This window comes from Micromonospora sediminimaris (assembly GCF_016863575.1).
GTDB classification, from domain to species: domain Bacteria; phylum Actinomycetota; class Actinomycetes; order Mycobacteriales; family Micromonosporaceae; genus Micromonospora; species Micromonospora sediminimaris.
The window spans coordinates 37,317-56,334 of record NZ_BOPD01000007.1; the positions used below are offsets into that span (position 1 = coordinate 37,317).

Here is a 19,018-nt window from a genome sequence, read left to right on the forward strand (position 1 = left end):
CCCCAAGACCGGTCAGGCCCGGCCCCACCACGCCCGGTGGGAGACGTCGGCCTGATCCTGGCCGACAGCAGTGGTGCCCGGACGGCCCGGACGGTCGTCGTCCGGGCCGGCGCAGTCGGGCACGGCCTCCTCGAACAGGCTTTTCAGAGCACCGGGTTGGCGTCGGCGAGCAGCCCGTCGATCTCGGCGACGACCGCGCTCGGGTGATGGAACATCGGGTCGATCAACGACTCGCCCCGCCGGTCCAACGCACCCCAGTTCCCGGCGCTGTTGGTCGCCAGGAAGGCGACCGGGTGGATCAACAAGGCCGGATGCGCCGGTGCGACGATCACCTGCCCGTTACGGTCCACCACACCCTTGCGGCCAGCCAGATCCACCACGGCCAGCCCCTCCTCGGTGAAACCGTCGACGTAGTGACCGTCGGCCAGTGTGGTGTGGAAGCCGTGGTAGCGGGTCGGCACCACGATTCTTCCGGTGCGGTCGACGGCCCCCCAGCCCTCTCGGCGTACCACCGCCACGCCCTTGTGGAAGGGCCGCACGTCGGCGAAACCCGGCGGCACCGCGACCTCACCCGTGGTGTCGACGGCGTGCCAGCCGCTCTCGTCCCGTACCACCCAGGCCAGGCCGTCGGAGAACGGCCGAGCCGCCAGGTAGGTCGGCCCGAGCACCGGGTCGCCAGCCAGGTTGATCAACGACCACCGGTCGCTCTGCGGTCCGCGTACCCAGGCCAGGCCCTCCCGGAACGGCTGTGCCTCCGCGTACCGGGCGGGCACCACCATGTCGCCGTCCGCGTCCGCGTAACCCCACAGGCCCTGGCCGCCGTCGCGTGCCGGCACCGGCGCCCGGTCACGCTCCAACACCTCGTCCCAACTGCGCGGGTACGGCCCGAAGCCGCTCTCCTCGGCGCGGGCGGCCACCGCGTCGAGGCCGGTCCGGACCCGGGCCAGCAACTCGGCGTCCTGCTCGCCACGCAGGTCGAGAGCTCGCTCGAAATGATGGCACGCCTCGATCAGCCGGCCCTGGTCGTAGCAGCAGCGGGCCGAGTGCTCGTGCAGTGCGGCGCGGAGCCGGTCGGGTAGTTCGATCGAGTTGGCCTCCGCGAACAGCCGGTCGGCCTCCGCGAACTCGCCGCGCCAGCGCAGCACATGGGCCAACCGGGCCTGGGCGAGCGCGGCCCGGCGCAACTCCCCGGTCGCCTCGGCGTAGGTAAGCGCCATCCGGGCGTCGTCCAGCGCGTCGTCCAGGTCGTCGAGGACCCGCGAGGCCACCGCGCGCAGACTCAGCAGCCGAGCCCGAGACCGGTTGTCCAGCGCCGAGGCGAGCTTCTCGGTGAGCCGCTCCCGGACCTCCCGCAGTTCCTCCGGGTCGTCCACGATCTCGCGCAGAGTTGCTGGATCGAGTCGCCAGCGGAAGTTCGCCAACACCTGTTCGGGATCGGCCGGCGGTTCGGATGCGGGCTCGTCGTCCTCCGCGTCCTCGGTGCTCTGCTCGCCGTCGGCCGGTGGGCCGGCTTCGGCGGAGGTGGCGAGTGTCGCGTCGACCGGGCCAGGACCATCACCCGGCGATCTCCCGTCACCGATGTCACCGGGCGGGGTGTCGACCGGAGGCTCGATGGTGTCAACGGATGCCTCGGTGCTCTCGGTAGTACCGGACTCGGTGGGCCCGACCTGAGCCTGGTCATCCGAGGACGCGGAGTCAGCCGGCGGTGCCGACACCGGCACGGCGGAAACCGGCGCGTCGAGGTCGGGCTCGCCGGGGAGCGCGGAGATCGACGACCCGTACGCCGGCGGCGCGGAAACCGGCGGTGTCGGGGTCGGCGACTCCGGTACGGGAGGTGCCGGGACCGGGGACGCCGAGGTTGGCGGTGTGGAGGCCGGCAGGTCGGACGGGGGTGCAGGCGGTGCGGAGACGGGAGGCGCCGAGACCGGCGGCGCGGGGGCCTCGATGTCGTCGAGCGGCGCGATCTCCGGTGACGCGGGCCGGTCCGGCGCGGGGAGGTTGGGCGGTGCCGGCACGGAGTCGGCGAGCGGATCGGTGCCAGGTGCGGCGCGCTGCTCCCGTGGCGGGGTGGTGGCCGGTGCCGCGGCTGCCGGCTCGGCGGCGGGCCCGAACCAGCTCTGCGGGCCGTCGGAGGCGGGACGGGCGGGCGGGGGCGCGGACGGCTCGGGTGCTGGTGGGACGTACCGGGTGGGCCGGCGGGCGGCCGGTGTGCTCGGCAGCCCGGCGTCGCCGCCGGCCCGGTCGGGTCGACCTATCGGCGGCGGTCCGACCGGTGCCGGGCCGGTGAGGGCACCGGACGTCGGCCCCGACGATGCAGGCCCGGCCGGCTCGCTGGGTGGCGCGGAGACCGGTTGGTGGGTCGGTGGTGCGGAGACCGGTTGGTGGGTCGGTGGTGGGGTGACGGGTGGTGCGGAGACGGGTGGCGCGGCGGCAACCGAGGGGGCCGGGGCCGGTGGTGGTGAGGCGACGACTGGCTGGTCGTGCAGGGGCGCCGGACGGACCTGGTGCTCGTGCAACGGCGCGGGACGTACCTCGTGCTGGTGCAGGGGTGCCGGCCGGACCGCGTCCCCGGTCGGGGCCCGGTCGGCGCCGGAGGCGACGGCGGGCCGGTCCCGGTCCCGGCCGGGAGGGTCGACCCGGTTCCGGTCGGGTCGCCCGGTCGGACCACGGTCCTGACCCGGCAGGTGGGTGTCGCTCCGGTCCCTGGCAGTGGCGGCGGGGCGGCTCCGTTGCGGGCGTTCGATCTCCGGCTGAGGGTGCTGCGGAGCCGGGGAGACGGGCCGGGCCCGGCCGGCTGCGGGGGAGACGGGACGATCCCGTTCCGGAGCGGGGGAGACAGGATGGTCCGGCACCACCGACAGGTGCCGGCGGCGTGGATCCTGGTCGGGTGCCGCGGAGACCGGCCGTTCGGGGTCGGGCAGCGCAGCGGCCGGCCGGTCGACGAACCGCTCCGGGCCGGGACCGTCAGGTGCGCCGATCGGTCGCCGGTCGGCCTCCGGCTCCTGTGGTTTCGGCCGCTGGTACTCGCGATGGTCCCGTCCGCTGCTCGGTCGCAGCGGTCCGGGCGCGGGCCAGGGCAGGTCGCCACGCGACGGAGCGCCGTACGGCTGCTGATCCGGCGTCGGCGGTTCCGGGCGTCTCCGACGGGGATCCGGGCGGACCCATTCGTCGGGCGCGGCCGGGATCGGTTCGTCGTCGACAAAGCCGTCCGGGTACGGAGCGGCGTCCGGATCGCCGCCGCCGACGAAGTCGGTGCGGTAACCGTCCACCAGTGGGCCGTCGGTGCGGGTCGGCTGCCCGGGGTGGTGACTCCACTGGTAGCGAGGGCGCGGGGAGGTGTCTTCAGGCGCCCGGCGGTCGGCACCTTCCACCGGGCGGTGTGCGGCGGCGGGCCGGCGCGTCTCCTCGTCCACCTCGGCAGCCCAGCCGGGTTCCGGACGGGGGGCCGGGGACACCGGCGCGCCGCGCCGGTAGTCGTCGCGGCCAGCCGGCTCGGAGCGTCGGCGCGGCCGGTCCGGGTACGGCTCGGGTTCGCGCTGGCCACGTCGCTCTGGTTCGGGTCGCGGGTATCGGTTGTCGCGACGGTCCGGGTCACGCCGTTCGGGCTCCTGCCGGGCGTGCCGCTCCGGGCCGCGTCGCGCGTACCGGTCCGGGTCGCGCTGGTCGCGGCGGCGATCCGGGTCGCGTGGGTCGGGAAACCGATCGGGTTCACGCTGGTCGCGTCGATCGACATACCGGTCCGGGTCACGCTGGTCGCGTCGTGGTGGTGCGCCGGTACCGGTGCCCTGCGGGCCGAAGTCCGACCAGACGACCCCGTCGCGACCCCGGGCGGGCTCACCGTACGGCGAGCGCCGTCTGTCGGGCCTCGCCCTTTCGGACCGGGAGTCGGGCGGCACCGACCGGTCGTACGGTGACGAACCGTTGGGGCCGTCGGCGGGCCGCCGTTCAGGTGCCTCGTGTCGGCCCGGCCAACCATCCGGCTCGTCGTCCCAGGACCGGCCGACGTACGTGCCGTCGGGTCGGGTCGGCGCGAGCGGCGGCACCTCGGCGCGCCCGACGGCGCTCGCTCGACCTCGGGCGGACGGTGGCTGGTGCTCGACGCCGATGTCACCCGGATAACGCTGGCCAGGGAACTGCGGCTGCCACTCGCTCGTCGGCTCGACGACCCAGGATGGCTCCGCGGGATCGTGCCACCGGTCGGCGTAGCCGCGACTCATCCGCCGGACCTGTCGCTGCGGCCGGGACGCCGCCGGGCGGCGGCGCCAGTCACGACAGAAGACGCTTGGGCGCGTGCGGCGGAACCCCAACGATCGAGCCCGCCGTCCCGGCACGTGCCAGAACTCAGGGCCGGCGCCCGCTCGCTCACGGTCGCGCCCCGGTGGTCGGCTCGCGTCCGCTCGCTCACGGCGATGTCACCTCGTCGGAAATGGTCGCGCTGGGCACCCCGGAGACCGGTGAAATCGCTCGTCCGGGCACCGAATGGCTGCGCAAGGAGGGTAGCGGCGCGGGCTCGGTCACCGCCACTGCGGCACCCTCGTCAACCCAAACGTTATCCTATTGATCCGGACATTTATCCCTATGCCGGTATCGGACTTCCGACGATGCCGCACCCACCGTCAGTCGCCCGTTGCGGCTGCCCGGGGGCGGGTGACGTGACCCAGGATCGGGTGACGTGAGCCAGGATCGCTCCGGTGCCAGCCCGGCGGAAGGGCCCGATTCGAGGATCCGACAGTGCTCGGCGTGCCCGGGTGGCGATCAGACCTGGTCGCCGATGGCGACCCGCGGCTCCGGCGAACGCAGCTTGCGGAAGGTGATCGAGCGCATGATCGCGTAGAGGTACAGCGAACCCATCCGCTGGGTGGACTTCGGGAACCGCTCGCGGACCAGCTTCTTGATCCTGCGGGAGATGAGCACCGAGTCGATCACCACGCCCAGCGCCAGCGCGCCCCAGAGCAGGTTGGAGGCCAACCGGATCACCGGCGGCATCGCCTGGTTCGAGCCGATCAGCACCACCAGGGCGCCGCCGAAGAACCAGGTGCCGACGGTGCGTCGGGAGTCGACGACGTTACGGGCCAGCAGCCGCTCCGGACCCCGGTCACGGGGACCGCCCTCACGCCGGAACTCCGCGGCCGCCTCGGCGCGTCGTTGCCGGCGCAGCGCTTTCGCCTCGTCCTTGCTCAGCGGCTTCGTCGCCCCGGCGGGTCGGCGGCCGGTGACGGGCCGCTTCGGCGTCTCCCGTCCCTTGGCCGGGGTGTAGGCACGGGACCGCGCCGCCTCGGCTGCCTCCTCCTGCGCCGGGGTCAGCGGCTCGGTGGGAGGATCGGCGAGGTCGGCGGACTTGCGACGAAACAGCGACGGCACGCGGCAAGGGTAGCCAACGCCGCGCGCCCGGTGCACATCGCGGTGCAGGCGAACGCGCGGCAGGCGGCGCGTCGAGTCGACTACGGCCGTTCCACCTGCGCGCCGAGATCGGCGAGCTTGGCCTCGAAGTCCTCGTAACCCCGGTTGATCAGGTCGACGCCGTAGACCCGCGACGTGCCCTCGGCGGCCAGCGCGGCGATCAGGTGGCTGAAGCCCGCCCGCAGGTCGGGAATGACCAGGTCGGCGGCGTGCAGCTTGCTCGGGCCGGCGATCACCGCGGAGTGCTTGAAGTTGCGCCGGCCGAAGCGGCACGGGGTGCCGCCCAGGCAGTCCCGGTAGACCTGGATGTTGGCGCCCATCGAGTTCAGCGCCTCGGTGTAGCCGAGCCGCTGCTCGTAGACCGTCTCGTGGACGATGGACAGCCCGCGAGCCTGAGTCAGGGCCACCACCAGCGGTTGCTGCCAGTCGGTCATGAAGCCCGGGTGCACGTCGGTCTCCAGCGCGGTGGCCTGGAGTTCACCGCCGGGGTGCCAGAAACGGATGCCGCCCTCCTGGCCCGGCTGTCCGGGCCGAGGCGGACGGGTGTCGGTCACCTCGTACTCGCCGCCGACCGACCGGAAGACGTTCAGGAAGGTCATCATGTCGGCCTGCTCCGCGCCGAGCACCTCGACGTGGCCACGGGTGGCCAACGCCGCCGCCGCCCAGCTCGCCGCCTCGATCCGGTCCGGGATCGGCCGGTGGGTGTAGCCGTGCAGCTTCGGCACGCCCTGGATCTCGATGACCCGGTCGGTGTGCACCTTGATGATCGCGCCCATCTTCTGCAGCACACAGATCAGGTCGACGATCTCCGGCTCCACGGCCGCGTTGCGCAGCTCGGTGACACCCTCGGCCATCACCGCGGTCAGCAGCACCTGCTCGGTCGCGCCGACACTCGGGTAGGGCAGCGCGAACTTGGTGCCGTGCAGCCCGTTCGGCGCGGACAGGTGCAACCCTTCGGGGGTCTTGTCGACGGTCGCACCGAACTCCCGCAGCGCCTGCAGGTGGAAGTCGATCGGCCGGGGCCCGATGTGGCAGCCGCCGAGGTCCGGAATGAAGGCGTGCCCGAGGCGGTGCAGCAGCGGCCCGCAGAACAGGATCGGGATCCGGCTGGAGCCGGCGTGCACGTTGATCTGGTCGGTGCTGGCGCTCTCCACGTTGGCCGGGTCGAAGACCAGCTCACCGTCCTCGACGCCGTCGGTGACCTTGACGCCGTGCAGCCCCAGCAGGCCCCGGACGACCTCGACGTCGCGGATCTTCGGTACGTCGAACAGCCGGCTCGGGCTGTCGCCGAGCAACGCGGCGACCATCGCCTTGGAAACCAGGTTCTTCGCGCCGCGCACGCGGATCCGCCCTTGCAGCGGCGTGCCTCCGTGTACGACCAGGACGTCGTCGGTCAACGCAACCTCCAGCGCGTGCGTGCTGCCGTTTCGATGGATGGACACCACCCGGTTCGCTACCCGGGACGCGGTCGCGCCCAAACGCCCGCGCCCGCGTATGTCGTCGCCCGGCAGCATAGCCCTCCGTGATGAGAATGGATCCGGTCACACCGCTTCGGAGGGCATTTATCGGTGATCCGGCACTTTCGCGTACACCGTCCCTCACTCAGTGTGAGGGACGGTCGAGGTCAGGCCCCGGGCAGTGCGAGCATCTGGTCCAGCGCCACCCGTGCGTGGTGCGCGGTGTCCGCGTCGACCGTGATCCGGTTGACCACCCGACCGGCGACCAGCTCCTCCAGCGCCCAGACCAGGTGCGGCAGATCGATCCGGTTCATCGTCGAGCAGTAGCAGACGGCCCGGTCCAGGAACATGATCTGCTTGTCCGGGTGGGCCAGCGCCAGCCGGCGGACCAGGTTCAACTCGGTGCCGACGGCCCACGCGGAGCCGGCCGGGGCGGCCTCGATGGTCCTGATGATGTACTCCGTCGACCCGACCAGGTCGGCGGCCTGCACCACCTCGTGCCGGCACTCCGGGTGCACCAGCACGTTCACTCCCGGCACCCGCTGCCGAACGTCGTTGACGCTGTCCAGCGTGAACCGGCCGTGCACCGAGCAGTGCCCGCGCCAGAGGATCATCTTCGCCTCGCGCAGCTGCTCCGCGGTGAGCCCGCCGTTCGGCTTGTGCGGGTCGTACAGGACGCAGTCGTCCAGGGAGAAACCCATCTCCAGCACGGCGGTGTTGCGGCCCAGGTGCTGGTCGGGCAGGAAGAGCACCTTCTCACCCTGCTGGTACGCCCACTCCAGGGCCCGCTTCGCGTTCGACGAGGTGCAGACCACACCGCCGTTGCGGCCGACGAAGCCCTTGATGTCAGCCGAGGAGTTCATGTAGGTGACCGGGACGGTGAGCTCGGTCAGGCCCAGCTCGGAGAGGACGTCCCAGGCGTTCTCCACCTGCGGCAGCGCGGCCATGTCCGCCATCGAGCAGCCGGCGGCCAGGTCGGGCAGCACGACCTGCTGCGTGTCGGCGGTGAGGATGTCCGCGCTCTCGGCCATGAAGTGCACACCGCAGAAGACGATGTACTCGGCCTGCGGCCGGGCGGCGGCCTCGCGGGCCAGCTTGAACGAGTCGCCTGTCACGTCGGCGAACTGGATCACCTCGTCGCGCTGGTAGTGGTGACCCAGCACGAAGACCCGGTCGCCGAGGGCGGCCTTGGCCGCGGTCGCACGGGCCACCAGGTCGGGATCGCTCGGTGCCGGCAGGTCACCCGGACACTCCACGCCACGTTCGGTGGCGGGGTCGCTGCCGCGGCCGAGGAGCAGCAGCGCAGTGGCGGTGTTGGAGGGCTCAACCCAGGTCGACGTCACGCTCTCCATGGTCCCACAGCATGACCGCCGTGCCGCCCGTGCCGGTGTGGGCTGCCACACTGCCAGGCATGCGCGTACTGCTCTGCCCGGACAAGTTCGCCGGTACGCTGCCGGCCCCGCAGGTCGCCGCTGCCGTGGCCGACGGCTGGCGGGAGGTGGCACCCGGCGACGACCTGCTGGTCAGACCACTGGCCGACGGGGGACCGGGCTTCCTCGACGTGCTCGCCGAGGCGCTGCCCGGTCGGCGGGTGCCGGTGCCGACGACCGATCCGCTGGGCCGCCCGACCACCGGTGAGATGCTGCTCACCGAAGGGGGTGCGGTCGCCTGGCTGGAGAGCGCGCAGGCCTGCGGCCTGCACCTGCTCGACGCCGCCGAGCGTGACCCGTTGACCACCACGTCGTACGGCCTGGGTCTGCTGATCGCCGCCGCGGTGGAGGCCGGCGCGCGCACGGTGGTGGTCGGGCTCGGTGGTTCCGCGACCAACGACGGCGGCGCGGGAATGCTCGCCGCCCTGGGTGCGGTGGGCCTCGACGGCACCGGCGCGGCCCTGCCGTACGGTGGTGCGGCCCTGGCCGCCGCGGCGAAGCTCGACGGGCTGCCCCGGTTGCGTGAGGCCCGGCTGATCGCGGCCACCGACGTCGACAACCCGTTGCTCGGTCTGCACGGCGCGAGCAACGTCTTCGGCCCGCAGAAGGGCGCCGACCGGGCCGACGTGCTGCTGCTCGACGCCGCGCTCGGGCGCTGGGCCGAGGTGCTGGAGCGGGACCTGCCCGGCTGCCCCAGCGGGCTGGGCGCGCTGCCGGGTGGCGGCGCTGCCGGCGGCATCGGTGCCGCGTTGCTCGCCCTCGGCGGGCGGTGCGAGTCCGGCATCGGCCTGGTCAGCCGGGCCGTCGGGCTGGAAACAGTGCTCGACGAGGTGGATCTGGTGGTGACCGGGGAAGGCCGGTTCGACCACCAGTCGCTGCGCGGCAAGGTGGTGGCCGGCGTGGCCGGCGCCGCCCGCGACCGGGGCGTACCCTGCGTCGTGCTCGCCGGGCAGGTGAGCACCGGGCGGCGGGAGGCGGCGTCGGTCGGGGTGACCGACACGTACAGCCTGGTGGAGCACTTCGGCGGCGAGGAGCACGGCGGGCTGGCCGCCGCGCTGGAGCGTCCGGCGGAGGGGCTGCGGGCGCTCGGCGCCCGGCTGGCCCGGCAGTGGAGCCGCTGATCCCGGTTCCCACCGAGTGCCTGGTCACGCCGCCGGGCCAGGCCGCCACCGGCGGCCTACAATCAAGAACTGGACCACTGTGGGAATCGCTGACCGGCGGCTGACGTTGGCCAGGGGAGGACCACACCGACGCGCCGCAGGGAGAATTCCACGTGACCACGCCAGCGCAGACCGAGTCGACCGAGGCCAAGGCCCCCACGTCCGTCGTCCTCACCGACGTCGCGGCGCAGAAGGTCAAGGCCCTGATCGAGCAGGAGGGCCGCGACGACCTGCGGCTCCGGGTCGCCGTGCAGCCGGGCGGCTGCTCCGGCCTGCGGTACCAGCTCTTCTTCGACGAGCGTTCGCTCGACGGTGACATCGTCACCGACTACGACGGTGTCGAGGTCGTCGTCGACCGGATGAGCGCCCCCTACCTGGCCGGCGCCACCATCGACTTCGCCGACCGGATCGACGCCCAGGGCTTCACGATCGACAACCCCAACGCGGGCAACTCCTGCGCCTGCGGAGACTCGTTCAGCTGAGTCCGGTTCTGCACGCGGACGGCGGTACGGCCCCAGCGGCCGTACCGCCGTCCGCGTCTCTGCATCCCCGGCCGCCGCGCCCACCCAGTTGACCAAGAAGTTCTGGTCGCGATATGGCCGGCGGCGCGGCCAAAACCTCTTGATCATCCGTGCAGGGGGGGTGGGGTGGGGTGTGGGTGGGTGGGGTGGAGTCGGGTGGTCGCTCGGGGGTCGCGGTGCCGGTAGGCTGATCGGGCTCTGCTGCCGATCCCGAGGGTTGCCATGAAGATCGCCGTGACCGGCTCGATCGCCACCGACCACCTGATGAGCTTCCCGGGGCGGTTCGCCGACCAGCTCATCGCCGATCAGCTGCACAAGGTGTCGCTCTCCTTCCTGGTGGACGATCTGGTGCTGCGCCGGGGCGGGGTGGCGGCCAACATCGCGTTCGGCATGGGGCAGCTCGGTCTCCGGCCGGTGCTGCTCGGCGCGGTCGGCGCCGACTTCGCCGACTACCGCTCCTGGCTGGAGCGGCACGGGGTGGACTGCGACTCGGTGCACGTAAGCGAGATCGCCCACACCGCCCGCTTCGTCTGCACCACGGACACCGACATGTGCCAGATCGCCTCGTTCTACGCGGGCGCGATGAGCGAGGCCCGCAACATCGAGCTGCACCCGGTCGCCCAGCGTCTCGGTGGGCTCGACCTGGTGCTGGTCGGCGCCAACGACCCGGAGGCGATGCTGCGGCACTCGGCCGAGTGCCGCGAGCGTGGCTACCGGTTCGCCGCCGACCCGTCCCAGCAGCTCGCCCGGATGCCCGGCGAGGACGTGATCGCGCTGATCGACGGCGCCGACTACCTGATGACCAACGACTACGAGAAGTCGCTGCTGCAGAGCAAGGCCGGCCTCTCCGACGACCAACTGCTGGACCGGGTGAAGATCCGGGTCACCACGCTGGGCAAGCACGGGGTGGAGATCGCGGGGCGGGAGATCGAGACGATCCACGTGCCGATCGCCCGGGAGACCCAGGCGGTCGACCCCACAGGTGTCGGGGACGGCTTCCGCGCCGGCTTCTTCACCGCGCTGTCCTGGGGGGTAGGGCTGGAGCGGGCCGCCCAGGTCGGCTCCCTGCTCGCCACGCTGGTGCTGGAGACCGTCGGCACCCAGGAGTACCAGGTGCGCCGGGACGTGTTCGTCAAGCGCCTCGCCGAGTCCTACGGCGACCACGCCGCCAACGAACTCCGCCCGCACCTCCTCCCCTGACTCGAACCCCGAGCGTGCACCAGCATCCCGGCGTCGGGATCGGTGTTGATCATGAGGTTGGCGGCAGCGTTCGATCCCACGGTGCCGCCCACCTCGTGATCAATTGTTAGTGGGTTCGGCGGATGTGGTAGGTGGGGCCGGGGTGGGCGCCGAGGAACTCCTGGCCGCGCATCCGGCACCAGGCCGGGATGTCGACAGCTGCCGCCGGGTCGTCGGCGAGTACCCGGACCACCGCGCCCACCGGCAGCTCCGGTAGCCGGCGGGCCAGGGCGATCACCGGCAGCGGGCAGCGCTGGCCGAGACAGTCGAGCACCTCGTCAGGCAGCTGACCGGGCAGGTCGCTGGACGCGCCCCCCACGGGGCGGTCCGGTGTGTCACCGGTGGCGTCGGGGACGTTCACAGCCCTGTCACTCCCGCCTGTTCCCGCAGGTCGGCGACGATGCCGGGCAGTTCGGTGAGGAAGCGTTCCACATCGGCCTCGGTGTTGCCGGTGTGCAGCGAGACCCGGACGTTGCCGTGCGAGAGCACCCCCATCGCCTCCAACACGTGCGACGGGCGCAGGGTGGACGAGGTGCAGGACGAGCCCGACGAGACGGCGAAACCCCGTCGGTCCAGCGCGTGCAGCAACGCCTCCCCGTCGACGTACAGGCAGGAGAAGGTGACCAGATGCGGTAGCCGGTGCTCGGGATCGCCGACCACCTCCACGTCCGGCACCTCGGCCGCCACCCGGGCCCGGATCCGGTCCACCAGCGCGGACAGCCGCGTCGCCTGGGCCGCCGCGTCGGCCGTCGCCGCGCGCAGGCTCGCCGCCGCCGCCACGACCGCCGGCAGGTTCAACGTGCCGGGCGTACGCCCCGACTCACGCTCGTCGGCCGGCCAGGGTGACTCCCAGCGGGTGCCTTTGCGGACCACGAGCAGTCCGACGCCGGGTGGACCGCCCCACTTGCGGGCACTCGCGGTCAACACCGACCAGCCGGACGGCACCGGTACCCGGCCCACCAGCTGCGCGGCGTCGACGTAGAGCGGCACGCCGACCCGGGCGCAGGCCGCCGCGGCGGCCTCGACCGGCTGGACGGTGCCCACCTCGTGACTGGCCGCGATCAGCGCGGCCGACGCCACCTCGGCACCGGTGACCGCCGCCGACCAGGCGTCCAGGTCCAGTCGGCCGAGGCGGTCGACCGGCACCTCGACCGCCGTGCCACCGCCGGCGACGTGCTGTTCGGCGGCGTGCAGCACGGCCGAGTGTTCGATCGCCGAGTGCACCAGGACTCGGCCGGCCCGTCGGCGTCCGCGCAGCCCACCGAGCACTGCGGTGTGCGCGGCGCTGGTGCCGCTGGCGGTGAAGGACAGCTCGTCGGGGCGTACCCCGAGGGTGTCGGCGGTGGCCTCGCGGGCGGCGTCGAGCAGGTGGCGGGCGCGCCGGGCCTGCGAGTAGAGCCGGTCGGGGTCGGCCCAACCGTCGTCGAGCGCGGCCAGCAGCGCCTGCCGGGCGACCGGATGCAGCGGCGCGGCGGTGGCCGCGTCCAGGTAGACGGGGGAGGAAGTCACGTCTGCCCACGCTATCGCCTCGGTCGGCACAAGATCCCTCGTCGGGTGCGGACAACGACCCCAACCGGGTCCAGCCCGTCATGGTCGAGTAATCTGCGACCGTCGGTGACGCCTTTGCCGCCGGTGCGGCGGCTCCGCTCGGCGGAGCCGGCCGAAACGAGGACACCGCGGCGCGCTAGGGAGGCAGGACCAGGTGGTCGCAAGGAGTTCGGAGGTACGGCCGACGGCCGTACGGCGCAGCGCAACCCCGCGAGCCGGTGGGCGGCGGGGGCGTCGTGCCGGGCGTCTCGCCGGGCTCGGATTCAGTGGGGCGGCGCTGCTGGTCCTGCTCACGGGCTGTGACGTCGGTGCGGCGTTCGGGGGCTTCGGGTGGCCGCAGGGCGGCATCACTCCCGAGGCCCGGCGGATGTACGACCTGTGGATCGCCTCGTGTGTCGCGGCACTCGCGGTCGGCTTCTTCGTCTGGGGCCTGATCTTCTGGTGCATCGTGCGCTACCGCAAGCGCGGCAACGAGCTGCCGGTGCAGACCCGCTACAACCTGCCGATGGAGTTCCTCTACACCATCGCGCCGGTGCTGATCGTCTCGGTGCTCTTCTACTACACCGCGGTGGTGCAGACCGACGTGGTGAAGACCACCAACAACCCCGACGTCACCGTCGAGGTCGTGGCCTTCAAGTGGAACTGGCAGTTCAACTACCGCGACGGCCAGGGCGTCGACGCCGAGACCACCGCGTCGGTGCTCGGCACCAGCGAGGTCATCCCGATCCTGGTGCTGCCGACCGGCCGGTCCATCCGGTTCGAGGAGACCAGCCGCGACGTCATCCACTCGTTCTGGGTGCCGGAGATGCTGTTCAAGCGGGACGTCATGCCCGGCAGCATCCGTAACGTCTTCGAGGTCTCCTCGCTGGAGACCGAGGGGGCCTACGTGGGCCGCTGCGCCGAGCTGTGCGGCAGCTACCACGCCTTCATGAACTTCGAGCTGCGGGTCGTCTCGCCGGAGAACTTCGACCGCTTCCTCGCCGCGAAGCAGGGCGGTGCCTCGACCCAGGACGCGTTGACGTCGATCGGTGAGGAGCCGTACGCGACCACCACGCGGCCGTTCGAGACGCGGCGCACCGAGAGCAACTTCAACCCGGACACCGCTCCGGCCGGCACGGGAAGCTGAGGCAACCGGCATGAAGACCGAGTGGCGTATCTTCCTGATCATCGCCGGGTTCCTGCTGTTCGCGACCTTCCTCTACGGCGGCTGGACGTGGGCCGAAGCGGACGGTCGGGTCGAGTGGATCGGCACCGTGGCCCTGCTGCTGTCGTTCCTGCTCTGCGCGATGTGCGGCGGCTTCTTCTGGTTCGTCTCCCGCCGGATCGACCTGCGTCCGGAGGACCGGCCGGACGCCGAGATCGCCGACGGCGCGGGCGAGATCGGCTTCTTCAGCCCGGGCAGCTACTGGCCGTTCGGGCTGGCCCTGGCCGCCGCGATCGCCGGCCTGGGCCTGGTGTTCTGGCAGTTCTGGCTGCTCGGCCTCGGTGCGCTGGCCGTGATCCTGGCCGCCTGCGGCCTGCTGTTCGAGTACTACAGCGGCACCCGGCGCACCGCCGAGCACTGAGCCGCGGAAACGAAGCGAGAGCCCGCCCCAACCGGGGCGGGCTCTCGTCGTTGGTGGGTGAGCCGGTTCAGGCGGCGCGGTGTCGGATCGCCGTGCGGCGACGGGACGACCGGCGCGGCGGGCTGAGGACGAAGACGGTGATGATCGCCGCCCCGCAGCCGGTACAGGCGCGCTCGGGGCAGTCGGCCCCGTGGCCGTCGACGCAGGGCGGCGCCTCGAACGGCTGGATGCTGCCGCAGGTGTCGCAGTGAAGGTCGCGCTCCGTCACGGACCTCTCCTTCCGCTCGGCGGCCGGTCGCTGGGCATCGCCGGAACTACTCAGTTGTAGTTTTCCACGGCCCTCCGACACACCCCGCGTCGAGCACCGGGTGGGATCAGACGGTGCGGGCGACCTCGATCCAGCGGTCCAGGGTGCGGGCGGCCGCGCCGGAGTCGATCGACTCGGCGGCGCGGCCCAGGCCGGCGCGGAGCGCGTCGGTCAGGTCGCCGTCCAGGGGCCCCTGGGTGGCCAGGGCCGCCGCCGCGTTGACCAGGACGGCGTCGCGTACCGGTCCCGGTTCGCCGGCGAGCAGCCGCCGGGCCACGTCGGCGTTGTGGGCCGCGTCGCCGCCGCGCAGGTCGGCCAGGGTGGCCCGGGGTACGCCGAGGTCGACCGCGTCCACCACGGCCTCCCTGACGGTCCCGTTCTGGGCGATCCAGAACCGGGTCGCCGCGGCAGTGGTGAACTCGTCCAGCCCGTCCTCGCCGCGCATCACCAGCACCGAGTCGCCGCGGGCCGCGAAGACGGCCGCCATCACCGGCGCCATCGTGGCGTCGAAGCAGCCGACGGCGCCCGAGCGGGGACGGCCCGGATTGGTCAGCGGGCCGAGGAAGTTGAACGCGGTCGGCACGCCCAGTTCCCGGCGGACCGGACCGGCGTGGCGCATGCCGGGGTGGAACCGGGCCGCGAAGCAGAAGCCGATCCCGGCCTCGGCCACGCAGCGGGCCACCTGATCGGGCCCGAGATCCAGTGGAATGCCGAGGAACTCCAGCAGGTCGGCGGTGCCGCAGGAGGACGAGGCGGCCCGGTTGCCGTGCTTGACCACGCGTACGCCGGCCCCGGCCACGACCAGCGCCGTCATCGTGGAGATGTTTACCGTGTGGGCGAGGTCGCCACCGGTGCCGACCACGTCGAGCGCCTCGGCGCGTACCTCCTCGGGCAGCTCGACCGGGACGGCCCGGCTGAGCATCGCCTCGACCAGCCCGGTCACCTCGGCCGGGGTCTCGCCCTTGGCCCGCAGCGCGACGGCGAAGCCGGCGATCTGGGCCGGCCCGGCCGACCCGGACATGATCTCGCCCATCGCCCAGGCGGTGTCGGCGGCGGATAGTTCCTCGCCGCGCAGCAGCGCGGTGAGCAGGTGCGGCCAGGTCCGATCGCCCATGGTGGGCCTCCCGAGCAGACGGTTACGGGTGGGACGGGACCGGCGCCGGCTCGCCCGGCGCCGTGGCGGTGCCGGAGTGGGACGTCAGGCGGGTGCGCCCGCGCGCAGCAGCTCGGTCACGGTGGCGGCGGTGGTGACCGGGTCGAGCGGGTGCACCAGAGTGGCGTCGACCTCGGCGAAGGACGCCAGCCAGCGGTCGGCGGCGCGGGCGATCACCACACAGGTGGGTGGGGCGTCGTCACGGTCGTCCTTGATCTGTCGGGCGATGCCGATGCCGCCGCCGGGGGTGGCCTCACCGTCGAGCAGCATCAGGTCGATCTCGTAGTCGTCGACCAGTCGGACGCACTCGGCGTAGGTGGACGCCTCGACGAACTCGACCCGCAGGTCGGCCGCGGGTCGGGTGCCGACGGCGAGCCGCATCCGGTCCCGCACCTGCGGGTCGTCGCTGTAGAGCAGGACGGTGCACAGACGGTCGCTCATGCCGACACTCCGCTTCGCTTCGGGCCGTCCTGAGACACCATCGCACCGAGCTTGATCCGCTCGCTCATGGCTTTCACGGCTCCCACTTCGTAGCTGCGTGGCTGATCGTACCGGTCGGTGTGGTGCGCGCGACACGCCGCCCCGGCCGGTTGCCGGGCTGCCCTCAGGCCCTCGTTTCCGCCGCTCGGCGGCGGGCCTCCTGGCGATCCAGTTCGCGGTCGATCCGGCGGGCCTCCCGCTCGGCCTGACGCATCCACTGCACCACCAGGACTGCGAGCATCGTCACGCTGACGAACTCGCCACCGGCCCACAGGATCCCGCCGGCGAGCACCTGGTCCTCCCACGGGTCGGCCCAGGTCAGCCCGAGCGAGGGGTACCAGTCGCCGCCGAAGAGGGTGGTGCTCTGCATGATCGTCAGCCCGAGCACGGTGTGGAACGGCACCGACAACAGCATCAGCAGTGCCCGCCCGGGGTACGGCCAGCGTCCCGGCAGCGGATCCAGTCCGAGCAGCGGCCAGAAGAAGACGCAGCCGGTCATGATGAAATGCACGTGCACCACCTCGTGCGCCCAGGCGTGCTCCAGCGTGTAGCGGTACAGGTCGGTGAAGTAGAGCGCGAACGGGTTCACCACGAAGATGGCGAACGCCACGAGCGGGAAGGTGTAGATCCGGGCGATCCGGCTGTGCACCACCGCGAGCAGCCGCTTGCGTGGACCGGTCGGCAGGGTACGCAGGGCCAGGGTCACCGGCGCGCCCAGCGCCAGGAAGATCGGCGAGACCATGGACAGCACCATGTGCTGCACCATGTGCACCGACAGCAGCGTGGTGTCGTACGTCTCCAGCCCGCTGACCGTCACCGAGGCGATGCCGCCGAGGCCGGGACCGAGGAAGAAGATCGTCCGGGCGACCGGCCAGCGGTCGCCGCGCAGCCGCAGCCGGTACACCCCGTAGAGATAGAGACCGGCGGCGAGGACCAGGCCGACGGCGAGCCAGCTGTCCAGCCGCGCCTCGGTCACCACGGCGGTGATGGAGAACGGCGGTGGGGCGGCTTCGGCCGCCACTGCCCCGACGCCCGTCGTCATCCCGTTCGCGGCAGAGCCGGTCATGGCCGCCGTGAGCAGCGGCGCGGCCGGAGCAGCCAGGGAGATCGGATCGACGTGCAGCACACCAAACAGCCTAGGTCAGGCGAACCGGACGGTACCGATCGGGCCACACCTGGCCCGGGTTTCACCCCCCGCTGATCGCCGGCCGTGGTGAACGGCAATAATGACCGCGTGACTGCGGCCCCAGCCATTGACAAGAGCCGGATCCACTCCCTGACGCGTCCCAACATGGTCAGCGTCGGGACGATCGTCTGGCTCTCCAGCGAACTCATGTTCTTCGCGGCGCTGTTCGCGATGTACTTCTCCATCCGCGCGGCGGCACCGGAGCAGTGGGCGGAGCACACCGAGGTCCTCAACATCCCGTACGCGACCACCTTCACGGTGATCCTGGTGTTGTCCTCGGTGACCTGCCAGCTCGGCGTGTTCGCCGCCGAGAAGGGTGACGTCCACGCGCTGCGGCGCTGGTTCACGATCACCTTCGTGATGGGTCTGATCTTCGTGCTCGGCCAGCTCAACGAGTACCGCGAGCTGGTGCACCACGGCGTCAAGATCAACAGCGACGGCTACGGGTCGATGTTCTACCTGACCACCGGCTTCCACGGCCTGCACGTCACCGGGGGTCTGATCGCCTTCGTGATCTTCATGATCCGTACCACCATGGGCCGGTTCACCCCGGCTCAGGCCACCGCCGCGATCGTGGTGTCGTACTACTGGCACTTCGTCGACGTCGTGTGGATCGCGCTCTACGCCATGATCTACTGGCTTCAGTGATCTTGGCGCGCGCCAGCCGCCTTGCCGCTGCTCCACCCCCCGCAACACAAGGTCCAACCGGTTAAGGACACAGGTCATGACTTCTGACAACGACCGCCGACGCGGTCTGCTCGCGCGGCTGCGCGGGCGGCCCGGGGCGCCCAGCAGGGGCCGCCGCCGGCTGGGTGCTGCGGTCCGGCTGGTCGCCGCGCTGATGCTGGCCGGCGGCGCCTACACCGTCCTCGCCCCCGGCGCTGCCGCCCAGGAGAACCCGCCGCTGAGCACCGCCGCCGCCGACGGCAAGGCGCTGTTCGACGTGAGCTGTGTGACCTGTCACGGTCGCAACGCGCAGGGGGTCGAGGGGCGCGGGCCGAGCCTCATCGGCGTCGGCGCCGCCTCCGTGGAGTTCCAGGTGGGCACCGGTCGGATGCCGATGGCCCGGCAGGAGGCCCAGGCGGCGCGCAAGCCCGAGGTGTTCACCCGCGACGAGATCGACCAGCTCGCGGCGTACATCCAGGAGCTCGGCGGTGGCCCGGTCGTGCCGGCCGGTGACAACCTGCACGCCGACGGCAACGTCGCGATCGGCGGCGAGCTGTACCGGATCAACTGCTCGCAGTGCCACGCGTTCAGCGGCGGCGGCGGCGCCCTCTCCTCGGGCAAGTACGCGCCGAGCCTCGCGCCGGCCACCGACCGGCAGATCTACGCGGCGATGCTCAGCGGCCCGCAGAACATGCCGGTCTTCGGTGACAACCAGATCACGCCGGAGCAGAAGGCGGACATCATCGCCTACATCCAGCAGACGCTGAAGGACGACGGCGACCCGGGCGGCCTGTTCAACCTGGGCCGGTACGGACCCTCCACCGAGGGAGTGGCGATCTTCCTCGTCGGTATCGTCGCGCTGGTCTTCGCCAGCCTGTGGATCGCGGGCAAGTCGTGAGCGGGGGG

Annotated in this window: 17 protein-coding genes; 7 read left to right on the forward strand and 10 right to left on the reverse strand. The window is 72.2% G+C overall.

Annotated elements, in window-relative coordinates:
- Positions 1 to 143: 143 nt before the first annotated feature.
- From Vse01_RS29235 to nadA, 4 genes are all read right to left on the reverse strand, one after another.
- Complete coding sequence (locus Vse01_RS29235) at positions 144 to 4,217, reverse strand: WG repeat-containing protein (RefSeq protein ID WP_232510993.1); 4,074 nt, start codon at positions 4,215 to 4,217, stop codon at positions 144 to 146.
- Positions 4,218 to 4,755: 538 nt separating this feature from the next.
- A complete protein-coding gene (locus Vse01_RS04135) occupies positions 4,756 to 5,361 on the reverse strand; it encodes a DUF3043 domain-containing protein (RefSeq protein WP_093401226.1) in 606 nt (201 codons plus the stop codon).
- A gap of 80 nt (positions 5,362 to 5,441) precedes the next feature.
- A complete protein-coding gene (gene murA, locus Vse01_RS04140) occupies positions 5,442 to 6,797 on the reverse strand; it encodes a UDP-N-acetylglucosamine 1-carboxyvinyltransferase (RefSeq protein ID WP_093401573.1) in 1,356 nt (451 codons plus the stop codon).
- 227 nt (positions 6,798 to 7,024) lie between these two features.
- Positions 7,025 to 8,200, reverse strand: a complete 1,176-nt coding sequence (nadA, locus tag Vse01_RS04145) for a quinolinate synthase NadA (protein WP_093401571.1) — start codon at positions 8,198 to 8,200, stop codon at positions 7,025 to 7,027.
- A gap of 68 nt (positions 8,201 to 8,268) precedes the next feature.
- Between nadA and Vse01_RS04150 the strand changes: the two genes are divergently transcribed.
- The 3 genes from Vse01_RS04150 (at position 8,269) to Vse01_RS04160 (ending at position 11,168) form a co-directional block, all read left to right on the forward strand.
- Positions 8,269 to 9,408 (forward strand): glycerate kinase family protein, encoded by a 1,140-nt coding sequence (locus Vse01_RS04150; protein WP_093401572.1) that lies wholly within the window; start codon positions 8,269 to 8,271, stop codon positions 9,406 to 9,408.
- Positions 9,409 to 9,560: 152 nt separating this feature from the next.
- A complete protein-coding gene (gene erpA / locus Vse01_RS04155) occupies positions 9,561 to 9,929 on the forward strand; it encodes an iron-sulfur cluster insertion protein ErpA (protein ID WP_093401225.1) in 369 nt (122 codons plus the stop codon).
- A 261-nt stretch (positions 9,930 to 10,190) separates the two neighbouring features.
- Positions 10,191 to 11,168 (forward strand): carbohydrate kinase family protein, encoded by a 978-nt coding sequence (locus tag Vse01_RS04160; protein ID WP_093401224.1) that lies wholly within the window; start codon positions 10,191 to 10,193, stop codon positions 11,166 to 11,168.
- A gap of 106 nt (positions 11,169 to 11,274) precedes the next feature.
- Here the strand turns inward: Vse01_RS04160 and Vse01_RS04165 are convergent, their stop codons facing one another.
- Together Vse01_RS04165 and Vse01_RS04170 are read right to left on the reverse strand one after the other, a co-directional pair.
- Positions 11,275 to 11,493 (reverse strand): sulfurtransferase TusA family protein, encoded by a 219-nt coding sequence (locus tag Vse01_RS04165; RefSeq protein WP_093401570.1) that lies wholly within the window; start codon positions 11,491 to 11,493, stop codon positions 11,275 to 11,277.
- A 71-nt stretch (positions 11,494 to 11,564) separates the two neighbouring features.
- Positions 11,565 to 12,716, reverse strand: a complete 1,152-nt coding sequence (locus Vse01_RS04170; protein WP_093401223.1) for a cysteine desulfurase family protein — start codon at positions 12,714 to 12,716, stop codon at positions 11,565 to 11,567.
- Between the two features lie 193 nt (positions 12,717 to 12,909).
- Between Vse01_RS04170 and ctaC the strand changes: the two genes are divergently transcribed.
- The gene (ctaC, locus tag Vse01_RS04175) at positions 12,910 to 13,881 is read left to right on the forward strand and encodes an aa3-type cytochrome oxidase subunit II (RefSeq protein ID WP_093401222.1); all 972 of its coding nucleotides are present in this window, start codon (positions 12,910 to 12,912) and stop codon (positions 13,879 to 13,881) included.
- 10 nt (positions 13,882 to 13,891) lie between these two features.
- A complete protein-coding gene (locus Vse01_RS04180; RefSeq protein WP_093401221.1) occupies positions 13,892 to 14,320 on the forward strand; it encodes a cytochrome c oxidase subunit 4 in 429 nt (142 codons plus the stop codon).
- Between the two features lie 67 nt (positions 14,321 to 14,387).
- On the opposite strand, the gene Vse01_RS04185 is transcribed toward Vse01_RS04180, so the two are convergent.
- The 4 genes from Vse01_RS04185 to Vse01_RS04200 form a co-directional block, all read right to left on the reverse strand.
- A complete protein-coding gene (locus tag Vse01_RS04185; protein WP_093401220.1) occupies positions 14,388 to 14,588 on the reverse strand; it encodes a hypothetical protein in 201 nt (66 codons plus the stop codon).
- Positions 14,589 to 14,694: 106 nt separating this feature from the next.
- A complete protein-coding gene (trpD, locus tag Vse01_RS04190) occupies positions 14,695 to 15,741 on the reverse strand; it encodes an anthranilate phosphoribosyltransferase (protein WP_093401219.1) in 1,047 nt (348 codons plus the stop codon).
- Positions 15,742 to 15,825: 84 nt separating this feature from the next.
- Positions 15,826 to 16,221: a response regulator gene (locus Vse01_RS04195; protein ID WP_093401218.1), complete on the reverse strand. Its 396-nt coding sequence runs from the start codon at positions 16,219 to 16,221 to the stop codon at positions 15,826 to 15,828.
- 163 nt (positions 16,222 to 16,384) lie between these two features.
- A complete protein-coding gene (locus tag Vse01_RS04200) occupies positions 16,385 to 17,326 on the reverse strand; it encodes a cytochrome c oxidase assembly protein (protein WP_093401569.1) in 942 nt (313 codons plus the stop codon).
- Between the two features lie 168 nt (positions 17,327 to 17,494).
- On the opposite strand from Vse01_RS04200, the gene ctaE reads away from it, so the two are divergent.
- Both ctaE and qcrC read left to right on the forward strand, forming a co-directional pair.
- Positions 17,495 to 18,094, forward strand: a complete 600-nt coding sequence (gene ctaE, locus Vse01_RS04205; RefSeq protein ID WP_093401217.1) for an aa3-type cytochrome oxidase subunit III — start codon at positions 17,495 to 17,497, stop codon at positions 18,092 to 18,094.
- Positions 18,095 to 18,170: 76 nt separating this feature from the next.
- Entirely contained in the window at positions 18,171 to 19,010 is an 840-nt protein-coding gene (gene qcrC, locus Vse01_RS04210; protein WP_093401216.1) for a cytochrome bc1 complex diheme cytochrome c subunit, read from the forward strand.
- Positions 19,011 to 19,018: the final 8 nt, after the last annotated feature.

Bases quoted from the DNA above. Each gene is read 5' to 3' on its own strand.
- qcrC (WP_093401216.1), top strand. From the start codon at position 18,171: ATGACTTCTGACAACGACCGCCGACGCGGTCTGCTCGCGCGGCTGCGC.
- trpD (WP_093401219.1), bottom strand. From the start codon at position 15,741: ATGGGCGATCGGACCTGGCCGCACCTGCTCACCGCGCTGCTGCGCGGC.
- Vse01_RS04160 (WP_093401224.1), top strand. From the start codon at position 10,191: ATGAAGATCGCCGTGACCGGCTCGATCGCCACCGACCACCTGATGAGC.
- Vse01_RS04150 (WP_093401572.1), top strand. From the start codon at position 8,269: ATGCGCGTACTGCTCTGCCCGGACAAGTTCGCCGGTACGCTGCCGGCC.
- Vse01_RS04180 (WP_093401221.1), top strand. From the start codon at position 13,892: ATGAAGACCGAGTGGCGTATCTTCCTGATCATCGCCGGGTTCCTGCTG.
- Vse01_RS04200 (WP_093401569.1), bottom strand. From the start codon at position 17,326: ATGACCGGCTCTGCCGCGAACGGGATGACGACGGGCGTCGGGGCAGTG.
- Vse01_RS29235 (WP_232510993.1), bottom strand. From the start codon at position 4,217: ATGAGTCGCGGCTACGCCGACCGGTGGCACGATCCCGCGGAGCCATCC.
- Vse01_RS04195 (WP_093401218.1), bottom strand. From the start codon at position 16,221: ATGAGCGACCGTCTGTGCACCGTCCTGCTCTACAGCGACGACCCGCAG.